A 22,591-nucleotide genomic window follows, 5' to 3' on the forward strand; every position below is an offset into this window, starting at 1 on the left:
GGGCCCACTCGTCACGGGTGGGTACGCACAACACCCCCTTACCGCACTCAAGCCCAGAAGAGTGATACAGGACACATCGGCCGGAGGGAACCCGGCGCACACGTCGACCGACAAGTGGAGATGTGAGGCCGGCCTCACTCACCCCTCGCCGGGGCGGACCACCACCGCCTGTACCTCGATCCGCCCGCCACGCTCGAAGTGGAGGGTGAACGGCACATAGGTGCCCGCCTGCCAGGCCGGATCGGCCCGCAGGGTCACGTCCAGTCCGTACGGGGACATGGCGAGGCCGCCGCCGGCCGGGACGCGCGCCGAGTCCACCGTCCGCGCGGACGCCGCGTTGCCGCTCATCATGCGGTGGCGGCTGAGTGTCGCCTCGCCCTGGACCTCGGGCGACGTCACCTTCAGCAGCCGGTCGTCCGCACCCCCGGAGTTGATGATCCGGAAGAACGCGGCGGTGTCTTGGGCGTCGCCGTACGGCAGGAAGACCCGCCCTTCGGCGACCGCGATCCGCGCCGGGCTGCCCGCGTTGCCGGAGCCGACCCAGGTGGTCAGGCCGCCCAGCGCGACGCCGCAGGCGGCGATCGGCGCGAGCGCGGCGAGCAGGCTGTCGGCGATCCGACGGCGGGTCGGGCGCCAGGACAGGGGGCCTGCCGCTCGCTCGGCTGTGGGAAGGGTCATCGGGTTCGACCTCCGGCGGTGGTGGCGGGCGTCCGTCCCTGGACTCCGGCGTGCTCACGGCCGCGGGCGGGTGCCGGCTGCCAGGCCCGCAGCCGCAGGCTGTTGCCCACCACGAGCAGGGAGCTCGCCGACATGGCCACCGCGGCGACCATGGGGTTGAGCAGGCCGACCATGGCGAGCGGCACGGTCACCAGGTTGTAGCCGAAGGCCCACAGCAGGTTGGCGCGGATCGTGCCCAGGGCGCGCCGGGCGAGCCGGACCGCGTCCCCGAGTGCCTCGATGTCCCCGCGCACCAGGGTCACGTCCGCGGCGCCGATCGCCACGTCCGTGCCGGTGCCCATGGCGATGCCGAGGTCGGCGCCGGCCAGCGCGGCCGCGTCGTTGACGCCGTCGCCGACGACCGCGACCCGGCGGCCCTGTGCCCTCAACTCCCGTACGAGGTCTGCCTTGTCCTCGGGTGTGCGGCGCGCGTGCACCTCCTCGATGCCGAGGGCGGAGGCGACGGCGCGGGCCGGTGCGTCGTGGTCGCCGGTGGCGAGCACCGGGTGCACGCCGAGGCGCCGCAGCCGGTCGACGGCCCGGTAGCTGCCGGGGCGTACGACGTCCCCGATCTCGATCAGCGCCTGCGCGGCGCCGTCGACGCGGACGACGACGGGAGTGTGCGCGGCCGCCTCCGCCGCCGGGAGGGCGTCCGCCAGCGCCGTCGGCAACTCGTCGTCCGGTGCGAGGACTTCGACCAGTCGCCCCTCGACGTCGCCGCGCACGCCCCGGCCCGCCCGCGCGCGGAAGTCCCGCACCTCGGGCAACGCCTCGCGCTCGGGCAGGGTCCTGCGGGCATACGCGACGATCGCGCGTCCCAGCGGATGTTCCGAGCCCTGTTCCACGGCACCGGCCAGCCGCAGCACGGCGTCCTTGCCGAGCCCGCCGGGGACGGCCGTGACGCGGGTGACGGTCATGTGCCCGGAGGTGAGGGTGCCGGTCTTGTCGAGGACGACGGTGTCGATGTGCTGGAGGCCCTCGAGGGCCTGCGGGCCCCGGACCAGGACGCCTAGTTGCGCGCCGCGTCCGGTGGCCGCCATCAGCGCGGTCGGGGTCGCCAGGCCCAGCGCGCAGGGGCACGCCACGACCAGGACGGCCACGCAGGCGGTGATCGCCGCCTGCGGATCGGCCCCCGCCCCCAGCCAGAACCCGAGCACGGTGACGGCCAGCGCCAGCACCGCGGGCACGAACACCCCGGCCACGGCGTCGGCCAGCCGCTGCGCCCGCGCCTTGCCGGCCTGGGCATCCGTCACCAGCCGTGCGATCCGGGCCAGTTGGGTGTCCGCGCCCACGGCCGTGGCCCGCACCAGAAGCATCCCGCCCTCGTTGACGGCGCCGCCCACCACCGCGGTGCCGGGCCCGACCTCGACGGGGTCGCTCTCCCCGGTGACCAGCGACAGGTCCACGGCGGAGTTGCCCTCAGCCACCTCACCGTCGGTGGCGACCCGCTCGCCGGGCCGTACGACGAAGATCTGCCCGACCGTCAACTCCTCGATGGCGACGAGGCGTTCGACGCCGTCCTCCCGTACCGACACCTCGTTGGCCGCGAGCCGGGCGAGTGAGCGCAGCGCCGCCCCGGTGCCGTGGCGTGCCCGCGCCTCCAGGAACCGGCCGGCCAGCACGAACAGCGGGACGCCGACGGCCGCTTCCAGGTAGACGTGCGCCACGCCGTCCGGGGCGGAGGGCAGCAGGCTGAACGGCATGCGCATCCCGGGTGCGCCCGCACCGCCGAGGAAGAGGGCGTACGCCGACCAGGAGAAGGACGCCACGACGCCGAGGGAGACCAGTGTGTCCATCGTCGCCGTCGAGTGGCGCAGCCCGCGCACCGCCCGCACGTGAAAGGGCCAGGAACTCCAAATGGCGACCGGCGCGGCCAGCACGAAGCAGAGCCACTGCCAGTTGCGGAACTGCCAGGCGGGCACCATCGACAGCACGAGCACCGGCAGCGCGAGCAGCGCCGTGACCAGCAGCCGGTCCCGCTCCGACCGGCCGTCCTCGGACTCCCGTCCGCCCCCGCTCGCCCCATCGTCGCGGCGCTCCGGCCTCTTCGGCGGCTCGGGCAGGGCGGCCGTGTATCCGGCCTGTTCGACGGTCGCGACGAGCTCCTCGGGACGGACTTCGGGTGGATGGCTCACCCGGGCGCGCCCGGTGGCGAGATTGACCGTCGCGGTCACGCCGTCCAGTTTCGCGAGCTTCTTCTCCACCCGCCGCACACAGGCCGCGCAGGTCATCCCGCCGACGGTCAGGTCCGTGGTGGTCATCGGGGGTGCCGGTTCGGTGGCCATCAGCTGCCGCTCCCGTGCCGCATGTCCATGTCCCCCATGTCTCCGGTGCCCCCGGTGTCGCCCGTGTCCGTGCCGCCGCCGTCGCCGCTCGTTCCGGGGCCGTGCATGCCGGGCGCGACGGGCCCGGAGGCGGCTCCGACGGCGTACGACGCCGTGAAGATCAGGGCGAGCAGCAGCAGGAACCCGCAGAGTGCGGGCGGTGGCGCGAGTGCGCGCAGCACCGCGCCCGCCCCGCGAGAGGACTGCTGGGGTTCTTTCATCACCGGCCTCCTGAGGTACGTACCGCTACAGGAGTCGGGCTCGCGGGGCAGGGAGTTCCCGGACCTAGTCCGCCATTTCGGTCAGTGGGCGGGTCCCGTCGTCGCGACGCCGGCGCAGGCAGGTGGCGACGACCACGAAGGGCCACAGGGCCTGAACGGACGTCACAAAGCGTTCGGCGACGCCGACGGCGCCGTCGTAGTGCATCTCGACCAGGAACCAGGCGGCGCTGACCAGCATCAGCAGGGTGGCCGCGACGGAGGGTACGAGCCGGAGCCCCCAGGGTGGGCTGCCCCGGCGAACCGCGGCCAGCACCGGCCACAGGGCGAGGAGCGCGAAGCCGACCGTGGCGGCCGCGCCGTGGCGCAGGGACCCTCCGCTGCTCGGGGGCGGGATCAGCGCCACCACACAGGCCGTCACTCCCCCGGCGGCCAGCGCCACACGCCCCGGGAGCGCGGCCGCCCGCAGGCCCAGCGCGGTGAACAGATGGCAGACGCCCAGTGCGGTGAACGCCACGGTCATCACCCAGAATCCCGCGGCGCCGTAGGCCGCCAGGACGCTGATCGTCTGCGTGACGGGGTCGTAGCCGGGCCCTTGCAGCCGCGCCGCGACCGTCCACCCGCCGATCAGCACGACCGGCGCACTGGCCGACGAAAGCAAGGCCCATCTCGGCACGAGTCGCATCAAGACACCGTAAATCGCCCTAAACGGTTGTCCCGTCAGCTACACGCAGACACCCGAGCACGGGGAGGGCAGACGTTCGCCGCAACCGAACAGCACTGCGAAAGTCGTACGGATCACCTGCAAACGCCAGGCCACGCCACCCCTTCCCGCACCTAGAAATATCCACCAGCATGAGGGGCCCCCAACTGGGGTGGAGCCGAGATTTCGGGGAGTGGGACATGCAGCGCGCCATGGGTAAGCAGGCCGTCGAGTGGCTCGCGGCGGCCGCGACGGATCCGCGGTCGTGCAAGCGGCAGTGGGACCAGGGCGCGGACGCGGTACTGCTGGAGGCCGGCCGGGTGTGGGACGTACTCAGTGTCCCCGAGCGCCTCGGCCTGAGCACCCTGGATCTGCTGAGACGTACGAAGCCGCCGGCATCCGGCCCGGTTCTGATGAACTGCGGGGCGCGCAGGGTCGGCTTCTTCATTCCGCCCGCTCCGGCCACCGGATGGGCATGGCCGGGCGTCCGCCATGCCCGCCGGGGATCGTGGGTCGCCGTGCCGCCGCCCTACCGCTCCAGCGGCTGGCGGATGGAGTGGCTGCTGCCACCCGACGGGACCGGCGCCCTGTACGACCCCGACGTCGTGCGCCTCGCGCTGCGCGAGGCCGGCGGCGCGCTCGCCGTCCCGGCGGGCGTCAGTCGGCGGTGAGCGGGTCGGCCACGCCGACGCGGCCGCCGCTCCCACTGCCCTCCCACACGAACAACGGCCCGGGAAGGCCCCGGGGGACGACGATCGCCGGGACGCGCTCGGCTCCATGGGCGGGCTGCTCGTCCTCCTGGGCGAGTCCCTCGTCCCCTTGGGCGGGCCGCTCCTCGGCGTGGGCGCGCCGCTCGTCCGCCGGTTCGGTGGCGACGGCCGGGGTCAGGCCGGTGCACCGGCCGACGGCCCAGGAGGTGATGGCACGCCCTTGGCCGTCGGCGGCGACGAGGAGGTCCCACAACGTGTCGCGGCGCCCCGGCACGGTGCGCCCTTTGGCACGCCACTCCGCAACCAGGGCCGCGTAGATCGACGGCTGGCTCCGGACGCCGGTGACCGGTACGACGTACGACACGGGTGCGCCATCGCCGCCGAGGACGCGCCGCGCCGATTCAGTGCTGTCCATGCCGGAGCAACGCCGAGGCGTGCGCCGGTGGTACGCCGGACGCCTCCACCACCACCCAGTCGAGTGAGGACATAACCCGGATGGAGTCATGCGTGCCCGACGCACCCCGCTGGCCCTCGACCGAGACAGGAGCAACCCGCTTGGACGGGAACGACAGCGAGGACACCGCCGACTGCCCGTGGTGCGACGCACTGCGGGAGGCGAGCCTGCCACCGGCGGCGCGGCCGGCCAAGTCGCCGGGACGACGGCACGACCCCTACGTCTCGGGTGCGCACGACCGCGACGACCGGTGATGCCGCCGGCGAGCCCACTCAGGGACCCTCACCGTCGCCGCGCAGCACGCGCTCGTGCAGCTGCGCGGCGAGTACGGCGACGTCGTCCTCGGCGTGCTTGGCGTCGAGGCGGGCGAGGACGGTGTCGATGACCTGCTCGACCCCCCTGGCGGCCCCGAAGCCGACGCCGGCCAGCCGGTCCAGGGAGTCGTCGATGTCCTCGCCCCGGTGCTCGACGAGGCCGTCGGTGAACAGCACCAGCGTCTGCGACGGGTCCAGCTGGTAGGTGGCCGGCTCATAGCCGCCGAGGCCCGTGCCCAGGGGCGGGCCGACCGGCACCGGCAGCAGTGAGGTGCGGCCCTGCCCGTCGATCACGGCCGGGGGCAGGTGGCCGGCGCTGGCCAGGGTGACCTGGCCGCGGTTGGGGTCGACGCGCGCGATCAGACAGGTGGCCGGCCGGCGGTCCGGGTCCGCGGACGCACTGTCGTCGAGCTGGCGCAGCACCCGGTGCGGAGGGAGGTCGGCGGAGGCGATGTAGCGCAGCGAGGAGCGGTACGCGGTCATGTCCACGGCGGCCTCCAGGCCGTGCCCCATGACGTCGCCGACGACGAGCAGCGTCCGCCCGAAGTGCAGTCGGACGGTCTCGCACCAGTCGCCGCCGACCAGGGCGCTCTGCCCGACGGGGATGTAGCGGATGGCGACGTCCAGGTTCGGGTGCGGACGGCCCGGCTCGGCGAGCAGGGCGCGCTGGAGGTCGCCGACGATGCCGCTGACCCGCTCGTGCTCGCGGGCGTGCCGGATGTGGGAGGCGGCTCGTTCGGCGAGGAGGCCGAGGAGCTCCGCCTCCGCCGCGGTGAAGGCATCGCGGCCGCGGGCACAGACCAGGCCGCCATAGGGGTGGCCGTCGGTGGTGAGGGGAACGCAGAGCGCGGGTCGGGCACCGCCGACCGCGGCGAAGGGGATCGGGGACGCGGCCTCTCCCAGCGCGATCACCTCCCGCGCCGCGGCCATGGCCCAGGGGACGCCGGGCAGCAGCCCGGCATCGCCGTCGACGGCCTCGTACTGCGCCACGGCCTCGCCGCCGACGCGCAGCACCGCCGCCGCGCCGCCGACCTGCCGGACCGCCTCTCGGGTCAGCTCCGCGCAGGTGAGGCCCTCGTCCAGGGTGGTGCCGATCCTGGCCAGTGCGGTGCGCAGCACGGCGAGCCGGGACGGCACGACGAGGTCCTGCTCCGGCACACCGGCGGGAGCGACGCGCCCCACCCGCGGCGGTCTATGAAACGACTGGAACCAGCGCACCACACCAAACACCCTAAAACGGTGACAAAACTTCACAGGCAACGCACAGATTGCCCGGCCCCCGGCACGACCCAGTGGGGTCGCCGCGTGGGGCGCGAGCACGGACAGCGTACGGGTGGTGACCCGGCGGGCACGGGCGGCGCCGGGCGTTCCGGGCGCCCTCCACCGGCTCCGGCGTACTCCGTCAGTGAGGGGGCGCACGCCCTGCTACCTGCCTGTTTGACGCGCGGGCGCTCGCCCCATACGGGGAATTGAGCTCCCGCCGTATGGCCGTAGCACCCGCCACCCGGTGCACTAAGGCATCAACCGGGCGTCAGCGCACCACAGGGAGGCTCTTTATGGCACTCACGGAGTGGACGAGGTCGATGGAGTGGCTGGCCGCGGCGTCGGAGGACCCGGGCGCCTGCAAAGAGGAATGGCAGAACGGCAGCACGGGGGTGGCGCTGCTGGAGGCCGGACGGTTCTGGGACGTGCTGATCGTGCCGGAGCAACTGGGACTGCGGGTCGCCGACCTCTTGGACGAACTGATGCTGCTGGACCCCGGCCCCTGCCTGCTGGACGCCCGGCGCCGTCACGTGGGCTTCCTGCTGCCCCCGGAGCCGCAGACCGTGTGGATCGGCACCGGGGTGCGCCTGCTCGGCGCGCGGACGTGGATCGCCGCGCCCGCCCCGCACTGCCGCTGGGGTGCGCTGCGCTGGCTCGTCCCGCCGGACGGCACCGGCACCCTGAACATGCCGGAGGTCCTGGAAGTGGCCCTTCAGCGCTGCGCGAGCGAACTGTCCCGCCTCCAGGGACACTGTGCGCCCGCCGCACCCGACCGGACCGCGCCGGCCGAGCTGCCGGTCGAGGGTGCGCAGCTGGTGCGGCAGTGCGCGGCGGGAGGCCGGGTACGGCCGTGACGGCCGGGCCGGTGCCCGGCCCATGTCACGGGAGCACCCTGGCCGGCCTCAAGTCACCGGGCCCGTCCGTCAGTTGAGTGCGCGCCCATTCGCCGTCTGCGCCGCACCTGCCCGGTCCGTCCACGCCCCGGCTCACCCCAGGAAGCTCAACCGCACCTTCCGGTCGGGGTTGTCCCGGTTGGTGTCCGCCAACCTCCGTAAGGACAACCTGACCGTACTCCCGCCCGTCTCGCCGATCCCACTCCTGTGTCCCCCAGGGCGCGTCGCCCTGGGGGACACAGGAGTGGCCACTCAGATCGGTCAATCAGTAGTGGCGCTCAGGGCGCGTTCTGGGCCACGGCGAGCCGGTCGATCCAGCCACCGAGGGACTCCCAGCCCGACCAGCCGTTGTTCGGCGCGGTCTGCCACATGTGCCACACGGCGCCATCGGCTCCACGGGCGAAGACCTCCAACCGGCCGTCGGCGTTCTTACTGATGTCCAGATCGTCGATCCAGCCGCCGAGGGACTCCCAGCCCGACCAGCCGTTGTTCGGCGCGGTCTGCCACATGTGCCACACAGCCTGGTCGGCGCCACGAGCGAAGACCTCCAACCGGCCGTCGGCATTGCGGCCGAGAGCCAGCATGTCGATCCAGCCGCCCAGGGACTCCCAGCCCGACCAGCCGTTGTTCGGCGCGGTCTGCCACATGTGCCACACAGCCTGGTCGGCGCCACGAGCGAAGACCTCCAACCGGCCGTCGGCATTGCTGGCCGTCGCGAGACGGTCGATCCAGCCGCCCAGGGACTCCCACCCGGACCAGCCTCCGCCCGGTGTGGTCTGCCACTTGTGCCACAGCGCCTGGTCCCCGCCACGGGCGAAGACCTCCAACCGGCCGTCGGCGTTACGGCCGATGTCCAGATCGTCGACCCAGCCGCCGAGCGACTCCCAGCTCGACCAGGTGCCGTTGGGGGCGATCTGCCACATGTGCCACACCGCGCCATCGGCTCCGCGAGCGAAGATCTCCATTCGGCCGTCGTTGTTCTGACCGATCTTGAGGTTGTCGATCCAGCCGCCGAGCGATGCCCAGCCGGACCAGCCGTTGTTCGGCGCGGTCTGCCACATGTGCCACACGGCCTGGTCGGCGCCACGAGCGAAGACCTCCAACCTGCCGTCGGCGTTGCGGCCGTAGCTCAGCATGTCGATCCAGCCGCCCAGAGACTCCCACCCGGACCAGCCGTTGTTCGGCGCGGTCTGCCACATATGCCACAGCGCCTGGTCGCCACCACGCGCGAAGATCTCCATGCGTCCGGCCGCCTGCTCGGAGGCCTCCCGTACGGCTGCACCGGCGTTGAGGAACGTGCCGATGTCCTTGCCGGGGTCCGGAGTGACCGCGGTCCCTGTGGCGTTGAGCATCTGGCGCACTTCGGCGTGGCTGAGACCGGGGTTCGCGGCCAGCATCAGCGCGACGGTACCGGCGACCTTCGGAGTCGCACCGGAGGTGCCGCCGAAGGGGTTGCGGTACGCGGTGTCGGAGCTGCTGTCGCAGGTCACGTCGTGCGAGTCGTCGCCGGGTGCGCACACGACGATCCGGGGGCCGTAGTTGCTGAACCACGCACGCTTGTTGACCGTGGCGTCGTAGGCCGTCGCGCCGACCAGGATGGAACCCGTCTCCGGGATCGGCCTCCCGTCGTCGCCGATGCCGGCGTCCCGGTCTCCGTTGCCCGCCGCCACACAGACGACCACTCCCGCGGCGATCGCCGTCTTGATGGCCGCGTTGACCGACGGCACGTACTCGATGTTCCCGTACGCCCCGGTCTGGACTTCGAGGATCACGACCTTGCGCCTGCCGCCGCTGTCGGTGGTACGCACCCAGTCGATGCCCCGGGCCCAGGCGTCTCCGCCGAGTGGCTGACCTGTCCCCGAATCCGACCGCACCGCCCAGAGCGTGGAGTCGTACGCGACGCCCGCCATGCCGAGATGGTTGACCGTGGCACCGGCCAACCCCATGACGGCGGTGCCGTGGGAGACATCACCGCTCGTGACGTCGGTGGTGCCGTCGAAGGCGTTGTACGTCTTGCTGATGCGCCCGGCGAGGTCGTTGTGCGAGGTCCGGTAGCCCCAGTCGACATCGGCGACCACCACGTCGCGGCCGGTGGACATGCCCCACGCCTGGTTCACGCCACAGCGGAAGATGTACCACTGGTTCTCCAGGCCGGTGGCGGTGTCTACCACCACGGTCCCGCCCGTACCGACCAGCGGTTCCGCCAGGGGAGCCGACGGCGCGAGCACCGTCGCGCCTCCGGGACGTTCCGCCATGACCGTCGGCGGCAGAGCCACGGGGACGGCGATCGCCCGCTCCACCTCGGGAAGCGCGTCGAGGCGCGACGCGATCGCGACCGTGTCCGCGCCGTCGGCGAAGTGCAACGTGACGAACCGCGCCAGGTTGGGAGTATCGAAGCCCTTCGAGGCCGCGCGCGCCTGCACGGAGGTGGCTTCCTGCGGTGTGATCAGGAACGTCGATTCCGCTGTGACGAGGTTGTTGTCCACCAGGATGCGGTTGAACTCGTCGAGTGGTCCTTCGGCGACGCTACGGACCTCGGGAGCCGAGCCGTCCGGGGGCTGGGTGATGTCCGGGGTGACGCCCTCACGGAACTCCACCTCGACGACGCCCGGCTCGTACGACGGACCGCTCGGCAGGGTGCCCCCGGGCCCGCCGAAGCGGGACACAGTGGGGGTACCGCCGTTCGTGAGCGGCGGGGGCTCGCCGCCTTGCGGAGGCTTGCTGCCCTGGGGCGCTTGTCCCGTCGGTTCCGACCTGCCGGTCATGCCGCCCGCAGGCATGGGCATCGCGCCGCCGGCGGACTTGGCGTGCATCCCCGGCATCGGCATCTCGGACCCGCCGGTTGCCGCCGCCGACTGCATGCCGGGCTTCGGCATCTGCCCTGCCGCAGGGCTCCCGGCCGCTGTCTGCATACCCGGGACCGGCATCTCGCCCGCCCTTCTGGTCGTAGGCCCGGCGGACGTGCCGGAAGTCCCCGGCACAGGCATGCCCGATGCCTTGCCTGGCTGCTTCGCCCGCCGGTTGCCGTCGGGGCGATTGCCGTGATGCGACATGGCTTTCCTCCAGGAGAGCTACCCCTTGGCCGGGGTGATGGGCTGGGACTGAAGTGAGAAATGCAGGACTGCGCAGAAGGGCACAGGCGAGAAGCCGAGTCTTGTCCCGCGGTCGTGATCGCTGCGGTCGCCTTCGGACGGCCGGTATGTAGGACGGCAGCTCGCCGGTCCTCTCGCACACGTGACACCGCCGTGCTCAGGGAGCGGCTGGCGTCACACAAAGTACGCATCTACGCACGAAACGACACTACCCGTGCTGAAGGCTTCCCGCTCGCGCGAACAGGCGACCCACCGCGACCTACCCAAGCGGGGCCCGGCCCCTACGCGAGAAACGACAGCCGCACGTGACACTCCTGGTTAGCCCTGTTGGTGTCCGCCACCCTCTGTCACAACACTCAGCGTAGCCGCGCGGCTCCGGGACGGTTCAGGAGACGTCAACCTGGCCCGTCGAAAGTTCTTCACCCGGTACGTCGAACCACGGACAAGCGTCCTGAACGCCTGACGGGTCGTTGGCGTGCGTGAGGAAGAGGTTTCGTTCGGCCTCGTTGCGTGTGAGCATTAGCGAGGGCAAGGGCAAGAACCGCATCTCCCCCATCCTCAGCCGCCTCAGCCTGCGCGCCCGCGACCCGGGCCCGCTGTGACCCCGCCGCACCACCGGCCGCCGTCGCGCTGACGACGAACGGGGCGGCGGAGCCGAGGCCAGGCGGGGTCGCCGTCCCGGCCTCAGCCGAGCAGGACGGTCCCAGGCGCACACGCGAACCTGCCTGAACCACCTACGCGACCTGCTGCAGATCGTCATCCGATTGCAGGGGCCCATCACATGTGCCGGAAGCGGGCGCAAGCACCGTCGAACGTTCCAGCGGGGAAAGACCGTCACGGCTGCCCGCCCTCGTCGAGCGCCCGCCGGGCCCTCTTCCCCGTCGCTGGGAGGAGTACCTCCTGCTGCGTGAGCGCGTCATCAAGCACCTCGGCCCGATTCCGGAGCCCGTCCGAGGAGGCAGGGATCAGTCCGCCTGGATCAGCGGGACGATGCCGTGGCCATCAGTGGCCTGGGTCAGCCGCAGGCCAGCGCCCTCGGTGAGGACGACACGGGCGTGGTGCGGGAGCCTGCCGACGGCGGCAAACCGGCCGAGAGGCAGAGCCGGATACCCTGACAGGGTGATCGAGAATCCTCCTCCCTGTCCGAAGTGCTCCTGTGAGTACACCTACGAGATGAACGCCTTGGTGGTGTGCCCGGAGTGCGGCCACGAATGGGTTCCCGCCGACAGCCGTGTCGAGGGCGGGGACGCGACGGGCGAGCGAGTCGTCAAGGACTCCGTCGGCAACGTGCTGCAGGACGGTGACTCCGTGGTCGTTGTCAAGGCGCTCAAGGTCAAGGGCAGCCCGTCCGGGATCAAGGCCGGCACCAAGGTGCGTGGCATCCGCCTCGTCGACGGAGTCGACGGCCACGACATCGACTGCAAGATCGACGGCTTCGGGGCGATGCAGCTCAAATCCAGCGTGGTCAAGAAAGCCTGATCCCGCCCTCCTCCTAGATGGCGGAAAAATCAGGACAGCAACCTGATGCTGAATTGCAAAAGTTCGCAATTGGTTAGATGCTGTGTTGGCTGTGCCCGCAGGTAGCCGCGGGCACAGCCGTTCGCGTCTGCCCCGGTGGGGCTCGCAGGGGAAGCCGAGGGGTCGTGTCCGTTCCGCTGTACCAGGCCAAGGCCGAGTTCTTCCGGATGCTCGGGCATCCCGTACGGATACGGGTGCTGGAGCTGCTCCAGGAGGGGCCGCACCCGGTACGGGAGCTGCTCGCTGCGATCGAGGTGGAGCCCTCCGGCCTGTCCCAGCAGCTGGCGGTGCTTCGGCGATCCGGGATCGTCACCTCGACACGGGAGGGCTCGACTGTCGTCTACGAGCTGGCCGGCGGAGACGTGGCCGATCTGATGAGGGCCGCGCGTCGGATCCTGACCGAGATGCTGGCGGGGCAGGGCGAGCTGCTGGCCGAGCTGCGGGAAGCCGAGGTCGGCGCGCGATGATCTCGCAGATCAGCCGGGCCTGGTCCCGGATCGCCTCGCTGCTGCCTGCTCGCGCCGATCTGACGGAAATGGGGCGGGAGCCCCGACGGGACCTGCTGGCCGGGTTGACCGTGGCGATCGTGGCACTGCCCCTCGCACTCGGTTTCGGGGTCTCCTCCGGGCTGGGGGCGGCGGCGGGCCTGGCGACTGCTGTGGTCGCGGGCGCGGTGGCCGCACTTTTCGGCGGTTCGAACCTGCAGGTGTCGGGCCCGACCGGCGCCATGACAGTCGTCCTCGTCCCGATCGTCGGCCAGTACGGCCCGGGCGGGGTCCTCACGGTCGGTCTGATGGCCGGCGCGATGCTCGTCGGCCTCGCCGCGCTGCGGGCCGGGAAGTACATGCAGTACGTACCCGCGCCGGTCGTGGAGGGCTTCACGCTCGGCATCGCCTGCGTGATCGGGCTGCAGCAGGTCCCGAACGCCCTCGGTGTGCCCAAGCCGGAGGGCGAACGGGTGCTCGTCGTCACCTGGCGGGCGATCGAGGAGTTCGTGCACACCCCGAACTGGACGGCGGTCGGCTTCGCGGTCGCGGTGGCCGCGGTCATGCTGGTGGGTGCCCGCCTGCGGCCGACCGTGCCGTTCTCGATCGTGGCGGTGATCGCCGCCAGCGTCGTGGCCCAGGCAGCCGGGCTGGACGCGGCGACGCCGATCGGTGAGCTGCCCTCCGGGCTGCCCGCGCCTTCGTTGTCCTTCCTCGAACTCGGCTCGCTGAGCACCCTGCTCGCCCCCGCAGTGGCGGTCGCCGCGCTGGCCGCGCTGGAGTCGCTGCTGTCGGCTTCCGTCGCCGACGGCATGACGGTCGGCCAGAAGCACGACCCGGACCGCGAGCTGTTCGGCCAAGGGCTGGCCAACATCGCCGCGCCCCTGTTCGGCGGAGTGCCGGCGACCGGCGCCATCGCGCGCACAGCCGTCAACGTCCGCACCGGCGCGAGCTCACGCCTCGCGGCCCTCACCCATGCCGCGATCCTCGCCGTGATCGTCTTCGCCGCGGCGCCGCTCGTCTCCAAGATCCCTCTCGCCGCACTGGCGGGCGTCCTGCTGGCCACCGCGATCCGCATGGTCGAGGTCGGCTCACTGAAAGCCATGGCGAAGGCCACCCGCTCCGACGCGCTCATCCTCGCCCTGACCGCCGTCGCCACCCTGGCGCTGGACCTCGTGTACGCCGTCATCATCGGCCTGGCCGTCGCGGGCGCGCTCGCGCTGCGCGCCGTCGCCAAGCAGGCCCGCCTCGATCAGGTGCCGCTCGACCGGGGCGACCACAGCGCCGAGGAACACGCGCTGCTCGCCGAGCACATCGTCGCCTACCGCATCGACGGACCGCTCTTCTTCGCCGCAGCCCACCGCTTTCTGCTGGAGCTGACCCAGGTCGCCGACGTGTGGGTCGTCATCCTGCGCATGTCGCGGGTCTCGACGATCGACGCCACCGGAGCCCTGGTCCTCAAGGACGCGGTGGAGAAGCTCAACCGGCGCGGCATCGTCGTGCTGGCGTCCGGGATCCGGCCCGGCCAGCGCCAGGTCCTGGACTCCGTGGGCGCTCTGGAGCTGCTGAGCCGGGAGGGCCGCGAGTACGCCACCACGCCCGAGGCGATCCGCGGCGCCAGGGACTACCTGGAGTGGGCCGGAGTCATGCCCGCGATCCCCGCCCCCAGGACCACGACCTCCAGTGAGGAAGCCCGCTCATGAGCACACCCCCAACCGTCCCGCGCATGGTCGAGGTCTCCGGTGCGGAGGCCCTGTGGCTGCTGGGGGACAGCAGCCTGGGTCGGCTGGTGTACACGCAACGGGAGCTGACCATCGTGCGGCCCGCCCGGCACGTCCTCTGGTACGGCCGACTGCTGGTCCGCACCCCCGTGCAGGCGGCGGCGGTCCCGGCGACGGCGGCGTACCACGTGGACGAGATCCAGGCGGCGACCGGCACCGGCTGGACCGTCACCGCCTCCGGCCCCGCCGAAGTGATCACCGACCCGGACGAGGCCGCCCACTGCCGACGCACCCTGACCGGCTGGACCCACGGCCCGCACGACACAATTCTGCGCATACACCCCAAGACGGTCACCGGCTTCCGGCTGGCCCGGCCGGAGAGCTGATGTCCACACAGCTGCAGGCCCTGCCCCACCGCCATGTCCTGACCCTGCCCAACGAGCCGTCAGCCGTCCGCCTCGCTCGCGAGACCGCCGAGCAGGCGTGGGTCGAGTGGGGGATCGGGCTGCGCCACCCCACGGTGGACCCGGCGCTGCTGATCCTGAGCGAACTGGCCACCAACAGCGTCCGGCACGCCGCCGTCACCTCTCCGAAGGTAACGGTGATCTACGCGGCGAGCAGGGACTGCCTCGCCTTCGCCGTACACGACCGCCACCCCTACCAGCCTCCGCTGCACGGCTCGGTCACCGCCAGCGGTGCGGGCGGGCTCGGCACCGTCATGGAGCTCGTCCTCGGCATCGGCGGCACCGCGGTCGTCCGCGCGGACGCCGACGGCTGGGGCAAGAGCATATGGATCACCCTCCCCCTCTGACCGGACCGCAGCCCCCGACCGGCCACCCGCACAAGGAAGTTCAGCCCCATGACGATCGACTGGCGCTACACCGTCGAGGAGAACCTCGGCATCCTCTCCGTCGCCGGATACCTCGGCCCGGACGCCGTCCACCGCTTCAGTGGCGCGATCGGCTGGGCCCTGGCCCGCGGCACCGGACCGGTCGTCGTCGACCTGACGGAGCTGCGCAGCTGGTCGGCCGAGGGACAGCTGGCGATTACAGAGGCCGCACACCGTCTCGCGGAGGCCGGCCGCAGCCTTGAGCTGGCCGCCATCCCCGCGGACGGGTCCCTCGTCCCCGCCGGGGACTGCCCGCCCATCCCAGTCCATGCCGACCTGGCAGCCGCGCTCGCGGCGCACCGCGCGGGGCACGGGGAACAGGCGGAGGGGCGCCACGAGTGGCGTACTACGGGATGGCCGACCGGAGGTCAGGCCGGCGGGTAATGGTGGCCGACTCATCGGGTTCAGGACGAGCAACACCGGACTGCGCCGCGCAGTGCGCGGGGTCCCCGCCTGCTCGGGTGCTGAAGGTGGGGAGGGTCGTGCTGGTTGTCTCGTCACAATTGATCTGGTTCCGAGCAGCTGCGGTCCGGGACCATCTCCTCGCCCTGTACATCCCCGCTGCCACGCACCAGCACCCCACCCGTCCCGGCCGTTATCGCCCCGACCAAACCCACAGTTGTCTCGCCGCCCTCGCCGCCCACTTGGACGCCACGCCCGCATCCGCCGGAGGCGCCACCGACATCGTCCTCCACCGGCTATGGCCGATGGCGGGCCGTAACCGTGTACGCATTGCCGAAGTACTCATCGCCGCTCTTCTCGTACTTGGCGTCGCTGTCCTGTGCGATTACGTGGTGTGCAGGGGTTCTTTGAAGGACTTGCGGAACACCGGCCCGGCGAAGGGAATGATCGAGGACATCATCTTTGACTTGAACGAGGTGGGGTGCCGTTCGAGTCTGACGTCGACGCGGGTTCCGTTATCTGTGGGAGTCATCTGAAACTGCCAGCCCCCCGAGCCGAAGGGCACCGAGTCGCGAGTGGTGACGGTGACCGTGTTCGTCGGGGGGTCCCATTCGTAGCGTGCGCGCTCCCAGGACTTGTCGTTGCCCTCGGTCACCTCTGCCCAGGTATCGCCCCGCTCGTGAACCTGGAAGTGCTCGGCGTCGATGGAGGGCCACTCCTCGATGCGGGAGGGGCTGAAGTTTGTCAGTACGCCCATCACCTCGTCCGGGCTCATCGAGGAGTTCACGTGGAAGTGTAGGGATGGCATGACCCACTCCCTGGTTCGAGATGACTGTTGTCTGTCAGCGGCCTTGGTACGCATCCAGCGGGGTGCCTGGCTCGCTTCGCCGATGCTGGTTCGCACACCCGGCCCTGCGGAGGTGCAGGGCCTTGGCCTCGTAGGGCCTACTTGGCAGGCTCAGTGACCGAAACGCTCCATCTTTCAGAATGCACCTCTGCCCGGCACCGCGCATCGGCAGGTTCCTGGGGCCCGCACCTGTGTGATCGTGTCCGGGACCAGGGGCGTTCCCGCGGAGTGAAGAAAGGTGCGCGTCGCCGCAAGCGAACTGATTTACCCGCGACTGGCCGCGAAGCCGGGTGGGCATCGTGGAAATGCGGCAGCTGTACCGAACAGTCACCGATACGGCCCCACGGCGGCTGGCACAGGACTTCGGCTCCATCGCGTCTGCGTCGATCGAAGATGAGCCGCACTGCTGCGGAACCTTCACCGACCGCAGCGGCGACTCGTTTCACGCTTCCGCTACGCGCGTCACCGACGCAGAACACGCCGGCACGCTGGTTTCAAAGGGCAGCGCATGCGATGGCCCGCAGGGAGGGCGACGTCCTGTCCGGTCAACACGAAGCCGTCGGGATCCATCGCCAGCTGCTCGTCGAGCCAATCCGTGCAGGCGACGTGCGCGCCGTGCTTCAGGAGCACCTCGGTAAGTCACCTGGCGAAAGACGATGCGGTCACGACGGCAGTTCGGTCCCGGCCCGCTCACGCACCATGTACTGGGCGTACCAGTCCGGCCAGTTCGGGTCCTCCGCACCGATGCGTGCCTCGTGCTCCCCGTGCGCGGCCGCGGCGCGGCGCAGTGCGCTCGCCAGGTCCTCTGTGGAGGCGAACGTCGTGTTCGCGGGATCGAGGCGTCCCGGGAGTCGCGTGGTGACCTCCTGTAGGAGCCAGCCATTGCCGTCAGGGTCGCCGAAGGACAGGAACGAGCCATAGCTCGTGCGCTGGGGATCCGGCCCTGGCACCCGGCCGTCTGTCCCGGCATGGTGGAAGACGCCGCCGACGTCGTGGAACACCTCGCTGGGCTCGGCGCCGAGCCGCTTCAGCTCATCGTATGCGGCGTTGATGTCGTCCACGATCAGCTGCAGGCCCTGAGCCGAGCCCGGCGTCTGGGACGTGACGGAGGTGCCGAAGATGACCGACGCCGGCGAGCCCGGCGGCGTCACCTGCACCACCCGGAAGTTCTCGTCCGGGGCGATGTCCGCGTCCAGCCTCCAGCCCAACCGCGTGTAAAAGCCCTTGGCCCGGTCGACGTCGGACACCGGCAGCACCACGACCTCGAGTTTCATGTCCATGACTGACGCCTCCTGCGCTCGTGCAAGATGCCGACATGACGAGACTCGCACGGCCGGACGCGAGCCGCGCCCGGGAATCCGGTTGCGGCGGCCCGGACCACGCCGGGGCAGCTTTCGGAGGGAGTCGACGGCCAGGGGGCTTGGGCGGCGATGCGGGCCACGCGCTCGGCGGGCCGGCCTGGCCGAACACCTCCGGAGCTCCGCGCCGACAGACGTGATCGTGGGCTCACGAGCCTGGTCGCCGGTCCAGAAGCAACCCCACACCCATCAGCAGGGAGCCGTGGCGAGCAGGGCATCGGCCGTGGCGAGCAGGGCATCGGCCGTGGCGGGCAGGCAGCTTACTGTCTCTGGCCGACGGCCCCGATGCCGAGTCGGCTGAGCAGCCAGAAGGTCATTGCGGTGCCGGTGCCGTAGGCGACGTGCGCGCCGAAATCCCAGGCCACGATCTTGGGGTCGTACTGCCAGATCGGCTTGTAGAGCCCTGCGATCGGCAAGGTGACGTAGTCGCCGGCGAACACTGCGGCACCGAAAGGCACGCCGTACACGGGAGAGGGCCTGGGCAGTGATCCGGCCACGATGGCGTAGACCGCGCCCGCCGCTGATCCGTAGGCCCAGTGAGCTACGGTGCTCGTGAGCCAGGCGGCACCATCAGGAAGCCGACGCTGGGTGAAGCCCTCGATCACCCGCTTCGCCACCTGCCCCGGATCAGGGGCCTTCTCCCAGCTCTCGACCGGCGCGAATTCCCAGGCGAGCGGGCTGTCCGTCCCGCCGGCGCGACGATAGCCTCTCGTCCACCTCGGCGCGGCCCAGCTCGCACAGCCGGGCGACGGCGGCCTTGTTCTCCCACGCGCTGATCGGCGGCCTGGACAGCGTCCGGGAGGGCACTTCCACGTAGTCGGTGCCGTCCGGGTCCAGGACCCAGATCCGGCTGATGTCGCGCGGATCGCGGCGCAGGACGAACCGGCCGAGACGGTCGCGGCGGGCGATCCACGGTTTCAGCGCGTCGCTGTAGTAGTGCACGTGGTCGATCACGAACCCGGACCGCGACAAGGTCCGGCGGATCACCGGCAGGAAGTCCAACAAGAAGGCGGCCTCATGGGTGACCATCGCCGGCGGGGCCGCCGCGGCCCTCTCCGCCCAGACTCCCGCCGGGGTGCGGCCCAGCGCCTCGTGCACCTGGCCGTGGTAGCAGGCCGCTGCCAACGCCAGCCAGCGCTCAAGCTCCCGCAGGGTCAGTACGGCCTTGTTGTCGCTGTCGTAGGTGCCGCGTTCTGCGGTGTTGGAGAAGGTGGTGCCCGGCAGCTCGTGGACCATCTGCATCATCGTGCCGATCAGCCGCTCGACGATCCCGCCGAAGTGCGGTAATCCCGGCGGCCGGTAGCGCAAACGGATGCCGTGCTGGTCACAACCCCGGTGCAGAGCCTCGCTCTTGAACTCCGCGGCGTAGCGAGGGGAACGAGGGATCGTTTCGGCAGAGTGTTTCCTGCCATGGCGAGCAAGACGGTCGAGGCTGTGCTGTTTCCCGGGATCGATGTGCGAGTGGAACGCGTCAGCGACTCCACCGACGTCCTTGTGGTGGAGGCGGTGACCCGCCGCTCACCCGGGCCGGTGCCCGGACTGCCGGAAACAGGCGAGGCGCACACACAGCACGTACCAACGCGCCCTGGATGAAAGGCCCTTGGGCTCACGGCGGGTCATAGTCCGGCTGCGGGTCCGCCGGTACTTCTGTGACCGGAAGAGCTGTTCCCGCAAGACGCTCGTCGAGCAGGTGCCGGGACTGTCCGAGCGGCACCGCCGCTCCAGCACCGGGCTGACAGCTGGCTGCGGTCGATCGCGCTCGAGCTCGGCGGCCGTCCGGCCGCACGGTTGTGCCGCCACCTGCGGCTGGCCGCGGGCCGGACCCGGCTGCTCAGGCTATTGACGGCACCGACGGTGCCGGACCGAGCGCCGCGGGTGCTGGGGGTCGACGAGTTCGCCTTCCGCAAGGGCTGCACCTACGGCACCGTGCTGGTCGACGTCGAGGCCGGCTGGGTCGTCGATGTGCTGCCCGACCGCACCTCGGAGACGTTCGCGGCCTGGCTCACCGAGCATCCCGGCGCCGAGATCATCTGCCGGGACCGGGCCAGCGCCTACACCAAGGCGGTCAAGGAGGCCGCCCCTCATGCCCTGGAAGTCGCTGATCGCTGGCACCTGTTGCAGAACCTGTCCGCCGCGGTGGAGAAGACCTGCCACCAGCACCGCGACTGCCTGCGCAAACGCGCCGAGGAGGATAAGGGAACCGAGGTGCCGGAGCCGCCCCCGATGCTGTTACCGCCCGCAGAACTGCCCCGCACCCAGATCATCGAACGCACCCGCCACCGCTACGAGGACATCCACCGCCTGCTGGAGAAACGCTGGACGATCAGCGCCATCGCCCGCCGTCTGAACCTCGACCGCAAGACCGTGCGCCGCTTCCGCGACACCGACCTCGACGAACTGCTGGCCTCCGCCCGCGACCGCCGCCCCAACGGCGTCCTGGAGCCGTTCAAGGCATACCTCAACGCCCGCTTCACCGAAGCCCAAGGCCAGGTCAGCGGCACACGCCTGTTCCTGGAGATCCAGGCCCGCGGCTACTGCGGCAGCCGCCAGGTCGTCCGCAAACACCTCGCCGCCCTCCGCGCGGGCACCGCCGAACCGGTCCGCGCCGAAATTCCGAGCCCTCGCAAGATCACCTCGTGGATCATGCGGCCTCGCGAGACGCTCACCGACAGCCAGAACGAGCGGCTGTTACAAGTCCGGCTTGCCTGCCCGGACATCACCCGAGCCTGCGACCTCGCCCGCGCCTTCGCCGATCTGGTCCGGCATCAGCGCGGATACCTGCTGCTGGAGTGGATCCGCCAGGCCGAGCAGGACGCACCGAAGCCCATGATGGGCTTCGCGTGCTTCCTCCGCCGGGATCTAGCCTCGCGCTTTCACGAGGTGAGCTTTCCAGGAGTTGATCAGAATCACGGAAAGTGCCCTTGACCTGCAACGATGGGACTTGCTGAGAGTCCTGTTGGCTGCAAGGGAAAGAGCACTTTCCAGGTGAGAGTGAGAGAGCCTATCTCGTCGTACCCGCGTGTCCGTGTCCTGGGAGATGGTCGGCAGGTGGTCTCGCAGGCCGGTGCGGTCCTGCTGCTGGACACAGTCTGCAAGACCGGCCTTGACCAGGCGGTATCCGCGGCACTGACGCCCTGGCGAAAGCCGCGGACCGTCCACGATCCCGGAAAGATCCCCCTGGACCTCGCGCTGGCGGTCGCGCTGGGCGGGGACTGTCTCGCGGACGTCGCGATGCTGCGGTGCGAGCTGGCCCTCTTCGGGCCGGTGGCTTCCGACCCGACGGTCTCCCGCCTGATCGACACCCTCGCCGGCTCCGGCGAAAGGGCGCTGCAGGCCATCCGGTCCGCGCGGGCCGAAGTCCGCAACCGAGTCTGGCTGTTGGCGGGCACCAAGGCCCCGGACGCTGCTCGACAGGTCACGGTCGACCTCGACGGGGTCCTCGTCATCGCGCACTCCGACAAACAGGACGCAGCCGCGACCTGGAAGAAGGCCTACGGCCATCACCCCCTGACCGCCTTCGTCGACCACGGCCCTGGCGGAACCGGAGAGCCGGTCGCCGCCCTTCTGCGACCGGGGAACGCGGGCTCGGACACGGCCGCCGACCACATCACCACCACCCAACTGGCCCTGGCCCAGCTGCCGAAGAAGTACCGACGCGGACGGCGGACGCTGATTCGCACCGACTCCGCCGGCGGCACCCACGACTTCGTCGCCTGGCTCGCGAAGCGAGGCCGATGGCTGTCCTGCTCTGTCGGCATGGTGATCACCGAGCCGATCCACCGGCACGTGCTCAAGATCCCCGGCCCGGCCTGGACGCCGGCCGCCGAGGCCGACGGCCAGATACGCGACGGGGCCTGGGTTGCCGAGCTCACCGGCAAGCTGCTGGACGGCTGGCCCAGCGGCATACGGCTGATCGTCCGCAAAGAACGACCCCACCCCGGCGCCCAGTTGAGGATCACAGACGCGGACGGCATGCGGATCCAAGCTTCGCTACCAACACCACCGGCCGGCCGATCGCCGAGCTCGAGCTCCGTCACCGGCTGCGGGCCCGGGCGGAGGACCGGATCCGGGCCGCCCAGGCCACCCGGCGAGGCCCGCCTCTGGGAACCGCGCCGCCTGCGGCTTCGCCTGTTCGCCGCGGCCGGACAACTCGTCACCACCGGCCGCCCGGCGCATCCTTCGCCTCGCCCGACACTGGCCCTGGCCCAGTCACATCACTGCCGCCCTCGACCGGCTCGTCCAACTTCCGAACCCCGGCTGACCAGCAGACCCACGACCCCGCCGACAGCACCACCTGACCCGGAGCAGTGGAACCCGGCGCCCACCCGAGGCGACACTCGGGCTGCCGCCCTGCCCACCCTCAGCCCAGCACGCGAAAACGGTCCACCGACTCCGTCGGCGGACCGTCATGAAACATCGAGGCTAGGGGCCGACGGCAAGGCGGCGTGGTCGGGGGCTGGGCGCTCGGGGCGCGGGGCTCCTGGTCCGCAGCGGCCCCACGGAGCCGCATGCGAAGCAGCTGGGCCGTCGAAGGTCGCGCCTTTCCGATTCCGTCGAGTGTGCCCCGTCAAGCGATATCGGCGCAGAACAGCGATTCGCTGACATGCCCGGCGCCCGGGCTCAAGGCAGCCCGGTTTCCCCTGATCAACGGCATAGAGGCCCCCGTGAGGCGCGGCAGTCCTT

The 22,591-nt window shown here is 71.1% G+C and carries 20 protein-coding genes and 3 pseudogenes; 12 read left to right on the forward strand and 11 right to left on the reverse strand.

What is annotated here, in order from left to right:
• Positions 1 to 138: 138 nt before the first annotated feature.
• The 4 genes from OG254_RS06635 to OG254_RS06650 all read right to left on the reverse strand — a co-directional run bounded on the left by OG254_RS06635 (position 139) and on the right by OG254_RS06650 (position 3,944).
• Positions 139 to 678, reverse strand: coding sequence for a copper chaperone PCu(A)C (locus OG254_RS06635; protein ID WP_405578259.1), 540 nt, complete (start codon positions 676 to 678; stop codon positions 139 to 141).
• Positions 675 to 3,002 (reverse strand): heavy metal translocating P-type ATPase, encoded by a 2,328-nt coding sequence (locus OG254_RS06640; protein WP_405578262.1) that lies wholly within the window; start codon positions 3,000 to 3,002, stop codon positions 675 to 677. Before OG254_RS06640 ends, OG254_RS06635 begins: the two co-directional genes overlap by 4 nt.
• On the reverse strand, positions 3,002 to 3,262 hold the full coding sequence (locus tag OG254_RS06645) for a hypothetical protein (protein WP_405578265.1): 261 nt from the start codon (positions 3,260 to 3,262) through the stop codon (positions 3,002 to 3,004). Before OG254_RS06645 ends, OG254_RS06640 begins: the two co-directional genes overlap by 1 nt.
• A gap of 64 nt (positions 3,263 to 3,326) precedes the next feature.
• A complete protein-coding gene (locus OG254_RS06650; protein WP_405578268.1) occupies positions 3,327 to 3,944 on the reverse strand; it encodes a DUF998 domain-containing protein in 618 nt (205 codons plus the stop codon).
• A 218-nt stretch (positions 3,945 to 4,162) separates the two neighbouring features.
• Between OG254_RS06650 and OG254_RS06655 the strand changes: the two genes are divergently transcribed.
• Entirely contained in the window at positions 4,163 to 4,633 is a 471-nt protein-coding gene (locus tag OG254_RS06655) for a hypothetical protein (protein WP_405578271.1), read from the forward strand.
• Here the strand turns inward: OG254_RS06655 and OG254_RS06660 are convergent.
• On the reverse strand, positions 4,620 to 5,087 hold the full coding sequence (locus OG254_RS06660) for a hypothetical protein (protein ID WP_405578274.1): 468 nt from the start codon (positions 5,085 to 5,087) through the stop codon (positions 4,620 to 4,622). The genes OG254_RS06655 and OG254_RS06660 overlap by 14 nt on opposite strands.
• 92 nt (positions 5,088 to 5,179) lie before the next feature.
• On the opposite strand from OG254_RS06660, the gene OG254_RS06665 reads away from it, so the two are divergent.
• On the forward strand, positions 5,180 to 5,380 hold the full coding sequence (locus OG254_RS06665; protein ID WP_405578277.1) for a hypothetical protein: 201 nt from the start codon (positions 5,180 to 5,182) through the stop codon (positions 5,378 to 5,380).
• A gap of 18 nt (positions 5,381 to 5,398) precedes the next feature.
• Here OG254_RS06665 and OG254_RS06670 read toward each other — a convergent pair whose 3' ends face one another.
• Complete coding sequence (locus tag OG254_RS06670) at positions 5,399 to 6,622, reverse strand: PP2C family protein-serine/threonine phosphatase (RefSeq protein ID WP_405578280.1); 1,224 nt, start codon at positions 6,620 to 6,622, stop codon at positions 5,399 to 5,401.
• 374 nt (positions 6,623 to 6,996) lie between these two features.
• Here OG254_RS06670 and OG254_RS06675 point away from each other — a divergent pair, with 374 nt between their 5' ends.
• Positions 6,997 to 7,557 (forward strand): hypothetical protein, encoded by a 561-nt coding sequence (locus tag OG254_RS06675; RefSeq protein WP_405578283.1) that lies wholly within the window; start codon positions 6,997 to 6,999, stop codon positions 7,555 to 7,557.
• Between the two features lie 317 nt (positions 7,558 to 7,874).
• Here OG254_RS06675 and OG254_RS06680 read toward each other — a convergent pair whose 3' ends face one another.
• A complete protein-coding gene (locus OG254_RS06680; RefSeq protein WP_405578286.1) occupies positions 7,875 to 10,472 on the reverse strand; it encodes a S8 family serine peptidase in 2,598 nt (865 codons plus the stop codon).
• 1,335 nt (positions 10,473 to 11,807) lie between these two features.
• Between OG254_RS06680 and OG254_RS06685 the strand changes: the two genes are divergently transcribed.
• From OG254_RS06685 to OG254_RS06710, 6 genes are all read left to right on the forward strand, one after another.
• Positions 11,808 to 12,167: a zinc ribbon domain-containing protein YjdM gene (locus tag OG254_RS06685; protein WP_405578289.1), complete on the forward strand. Its 360-nt coding sequence runs from the start codon at positions 11,808 to 11,810 to the stop codon at positions 12,165 to 12,167.
• Positions 12,168 to 12,331: 164 nt separating this feature from the next.
• The gene (locus tag OG254_RS06690; protein ID WP_405578292.1) at positions 12,332 to 12,673 is read left to right on the forward strand and encodes an ArsR/SmtB family transcription factor; all 342 of its coding nucleotides are present in this window, start codon (positions 12,332 to 12,334) and stop codon (positions 12,671 to 12,673) included.
• The gene (locus tag OG254_RS06695) at positions 12,670 to 14,394 is read left to right on the forward strand and encodes a SulP family inorganic anion transporter (protein ID WP_405578295.1); all 1,725 of its coding nucleotides are present in this window, start codon (positions 12,670 to 12,672) and stop codon (positions 14,392 to 14,394) included. Before OG254_RS06690 ends, OG254_RS06695 begins: the two co-directional genes overlap by 4 nt.
• A complete protein-coding gene (locus OG254_RS06700) occupies positions 14,391 to 14,798 on the forward strand; it encodes a pyridoxamine 5'-phosphate oxidase family protein (protein ID WP_405578297.1) in 408 nt (135 codons plus the stop codon). The genes OG254_RS06695 and OG254_RS06700 overlap by 4 nt, the downstream gene beginning before the upstream one ends.
• Complete coding sequence (locus OG254_RS06705) at positions 14,798 to 15,223, forward strand: ATP-binding protein (RefSeq protein WP_405578300.1); 426 nt, start codon at positions 14,798 to 14,800, stop codon at positions 15,221 to 15,223. The genes OG254_RS06700 and OG254_RS06705 overlap by 1 nt, the downstream gene beginning before the upstream one ends.
• A 48-nt stretch (positions 15,224 to 15,271) precedes the next feature.
• A complete protein-coding gene (locus OG254_RS06710) occupies positions 15,272 to 15,685 on the forward strand; it encodes an STAS domain-containing protein (RefSeq protein ID WP_405578302.1) in 414 nt (137 codons plus the stop codon).
• A 403-nt stretch (positions 15,686 to 16,088) separates the two neighbouring features.
• On the opposite strand, the gene OG254_RS06715 is transcribed toward OG254_RS06710, so the two are convergent.
• From OG254_RS06715 to OG254_RS06730, 4 genes and pseudogenes are all read right to left on the reverse strand, one after another.
• Positions 16,089 to 16,511: a hypothetical protein gene (locus tag OG254_RS06715; RefSeq protein WP_405578305.1), complete on the reverse strand. Its 423-nt coding sequence runs from the start codon at positions 16,509 to 16,511 to the stop codon at positions 16,089 to 16,091.
• A 701-nt stretch (positions 16,512 to 17,212) separates the two neighbouring features.
• A complete protein-coding gene (locus tag OG254_RS06720; protein ID WP_405578307.1) occupies positions 17,213 to 17,830 on the reverse strand; it encodes a VOC family protein in 618 nt (205 codons plus the stop codon).
• A 338-nt stretch (positions 17,831 to 18,168) separates the two neighbouring features.
• The gene (locus tag OG254_RS06725; RefSeq protein WP_405578310.1) at positions 18,169 to 18,525 is read right to left on the reverse strand and encodes a hypothetical protein; all 357 of its coding nucleotides are present in this window, start codon (positions 18,523 to 18,525) and stop codon (positions 18,169 to 18,171) included.
• Positions 18,526 to 18,616: 91 nt separating this feature from the next.
• Positions 18,617 to 19,273, reverse strand: a pseudogene (locus OG254_RS06730) (Mu transposase C-terminal domain-containing protein); the annotation flags it as partial.
• Positions 19,274 to 19,442: 169 nt separating this feature from the next.
• Between OG254_RS06730 and OG254_RS06735 the strand changes: the two are divergent.
• The 3 genes and pseudogenes from OG254_RS06735 to OG254_RS06745 form a co-directional block, all read left to right on the forward strand.
• A pseudogene (locus OG254_RS06735) lies at positions 19,443 to 19,751 on the forward strand (hypothetical protein); the annotation flags it as partial.
• Positions 19,752 to 19,762: 11 nt separating this feature from the next.
• Complete coding sequence (locus tag OG254_RS06740) at positions 19,763 to 20,833, forward strand: transposase (RefSeq protein WP_405578313.1); 1,071 nt, start codon at positions 19,763 to 19,765, stop codon at positions 20,831 to 20,833.
• Between the two features lie 66 nt (positions 20,834 to 20,899).
• Positions 20,900 to 22,169 (forward strand): annotated as a pseudogene (locus OG254_RS06745) (IS1380 family transposase).
• Positions 22,170 to 22,591: the final 422 nt, after the last annotated feature.

Source organism: Streptomyces sp. NBC_01092 (assembly GCF_045039535.1).
Classification (GTDB): domain Bacteria; phylum Actinomycetota; class Actinomycetes; order Streptomycetales; family Streptomycetaceae; genus Streptomyces.

Coding starts and splice junctions, on each gene's coding strand:
- OG254_RS06680 (WP_405578286.1), bottom strand. CDS start 10,472: ATGCCGAAGCCCGGCATGCAGTCGGCGGCGGCAACCGGCGGGTCCGAG.
- OG254_RS06645 (WP_405578265.1), bottom strand. CDS start 3,262: ATGAAAGAACCCCAGCAGTCCTCTCGCGGGGCGGGCGCGGTGCTGCGC.
- OG254_RS06715 (WP_405578305.1), bottom strand. CDS start 16,511: ATGCCATCCCTACACTTCCACGTGAACTCCTCGATGAGCCCGGACGAG.
- OG254_RS06640 (WP_405578262.1), bottom strand. CDS start 3,002: ATGGCCACCGAACCGGCACCCCCGATGACCACCACGGACCTGACCGTC.
- OG254_RS06635 (WP_405578259.1), bottom strand. CDS start 678: ATGACCCTTCCCACAGCCGAGCGAGCGGCAGGCCCCCTGTCCTGGCGC.
- OG254_RS06650 (WP_405578268.1), bottom strand. CDS start 3,944: ATGCGACTCGTGCCGAGATGGGCCTTGCTTTCGTCGGCCAGTGCGCCG.
- OG254_RS06660 (WP_405578274.1), bottom strand. CDS start 5,087: ATGGACAGCACTGAATCGGCGCGGCGCGTCCTCGGCGGCGATGGCGCA.
- OG254_RS06655 (WP_405578271.1), top strand. CDS start 4,163: ATGCAGCGCGCCATGGGTAAGCAGGCCGTCGAGTGGCTCGCGGCGGCC.
- OG254_RS06720 (WP_405578307.1), bottom strand. CDS start 17,830: ATGGACATGAAACTCGAGGTCGTGGTGCTGCCGGTGTCCGACGTCGAC.
- OG254_RS06675 (WP_405578283.1), top strand. CDS start 6,997: ATGGCACTCACGGAGTGGACGAGGTCGATGGAGTGGCTGGCCGCGGCG.
- OG254_RS06700 (WP_405578297.1), top strand. CDS start 14,391: ATGAGCACACCCCCAACCGTCCCGCGCATGGTCGAGGTCTCCGGTGCG.
- OG254_RS06710 (WP_405578302.1), top strand. CDS start 15,272: ATGACGATCGACTGGCGCTACACCGTCGAGGAGAACCTCGGCATCCTC.
- OG254_RS06695 (WP_405578295.1), top strand. CDS start 12,670: ATGATCTCGCAGATCAGCCGGGCCTGGTCCCGGATCGCCTCGCTGCTG.
- OG254_RS06705 (WP_405578300.1), top strand. CDS start 14,798: ATGTCCACACAGCTGCAGGCCCTGCCCCACCGCCATGTCCTGACCCTG.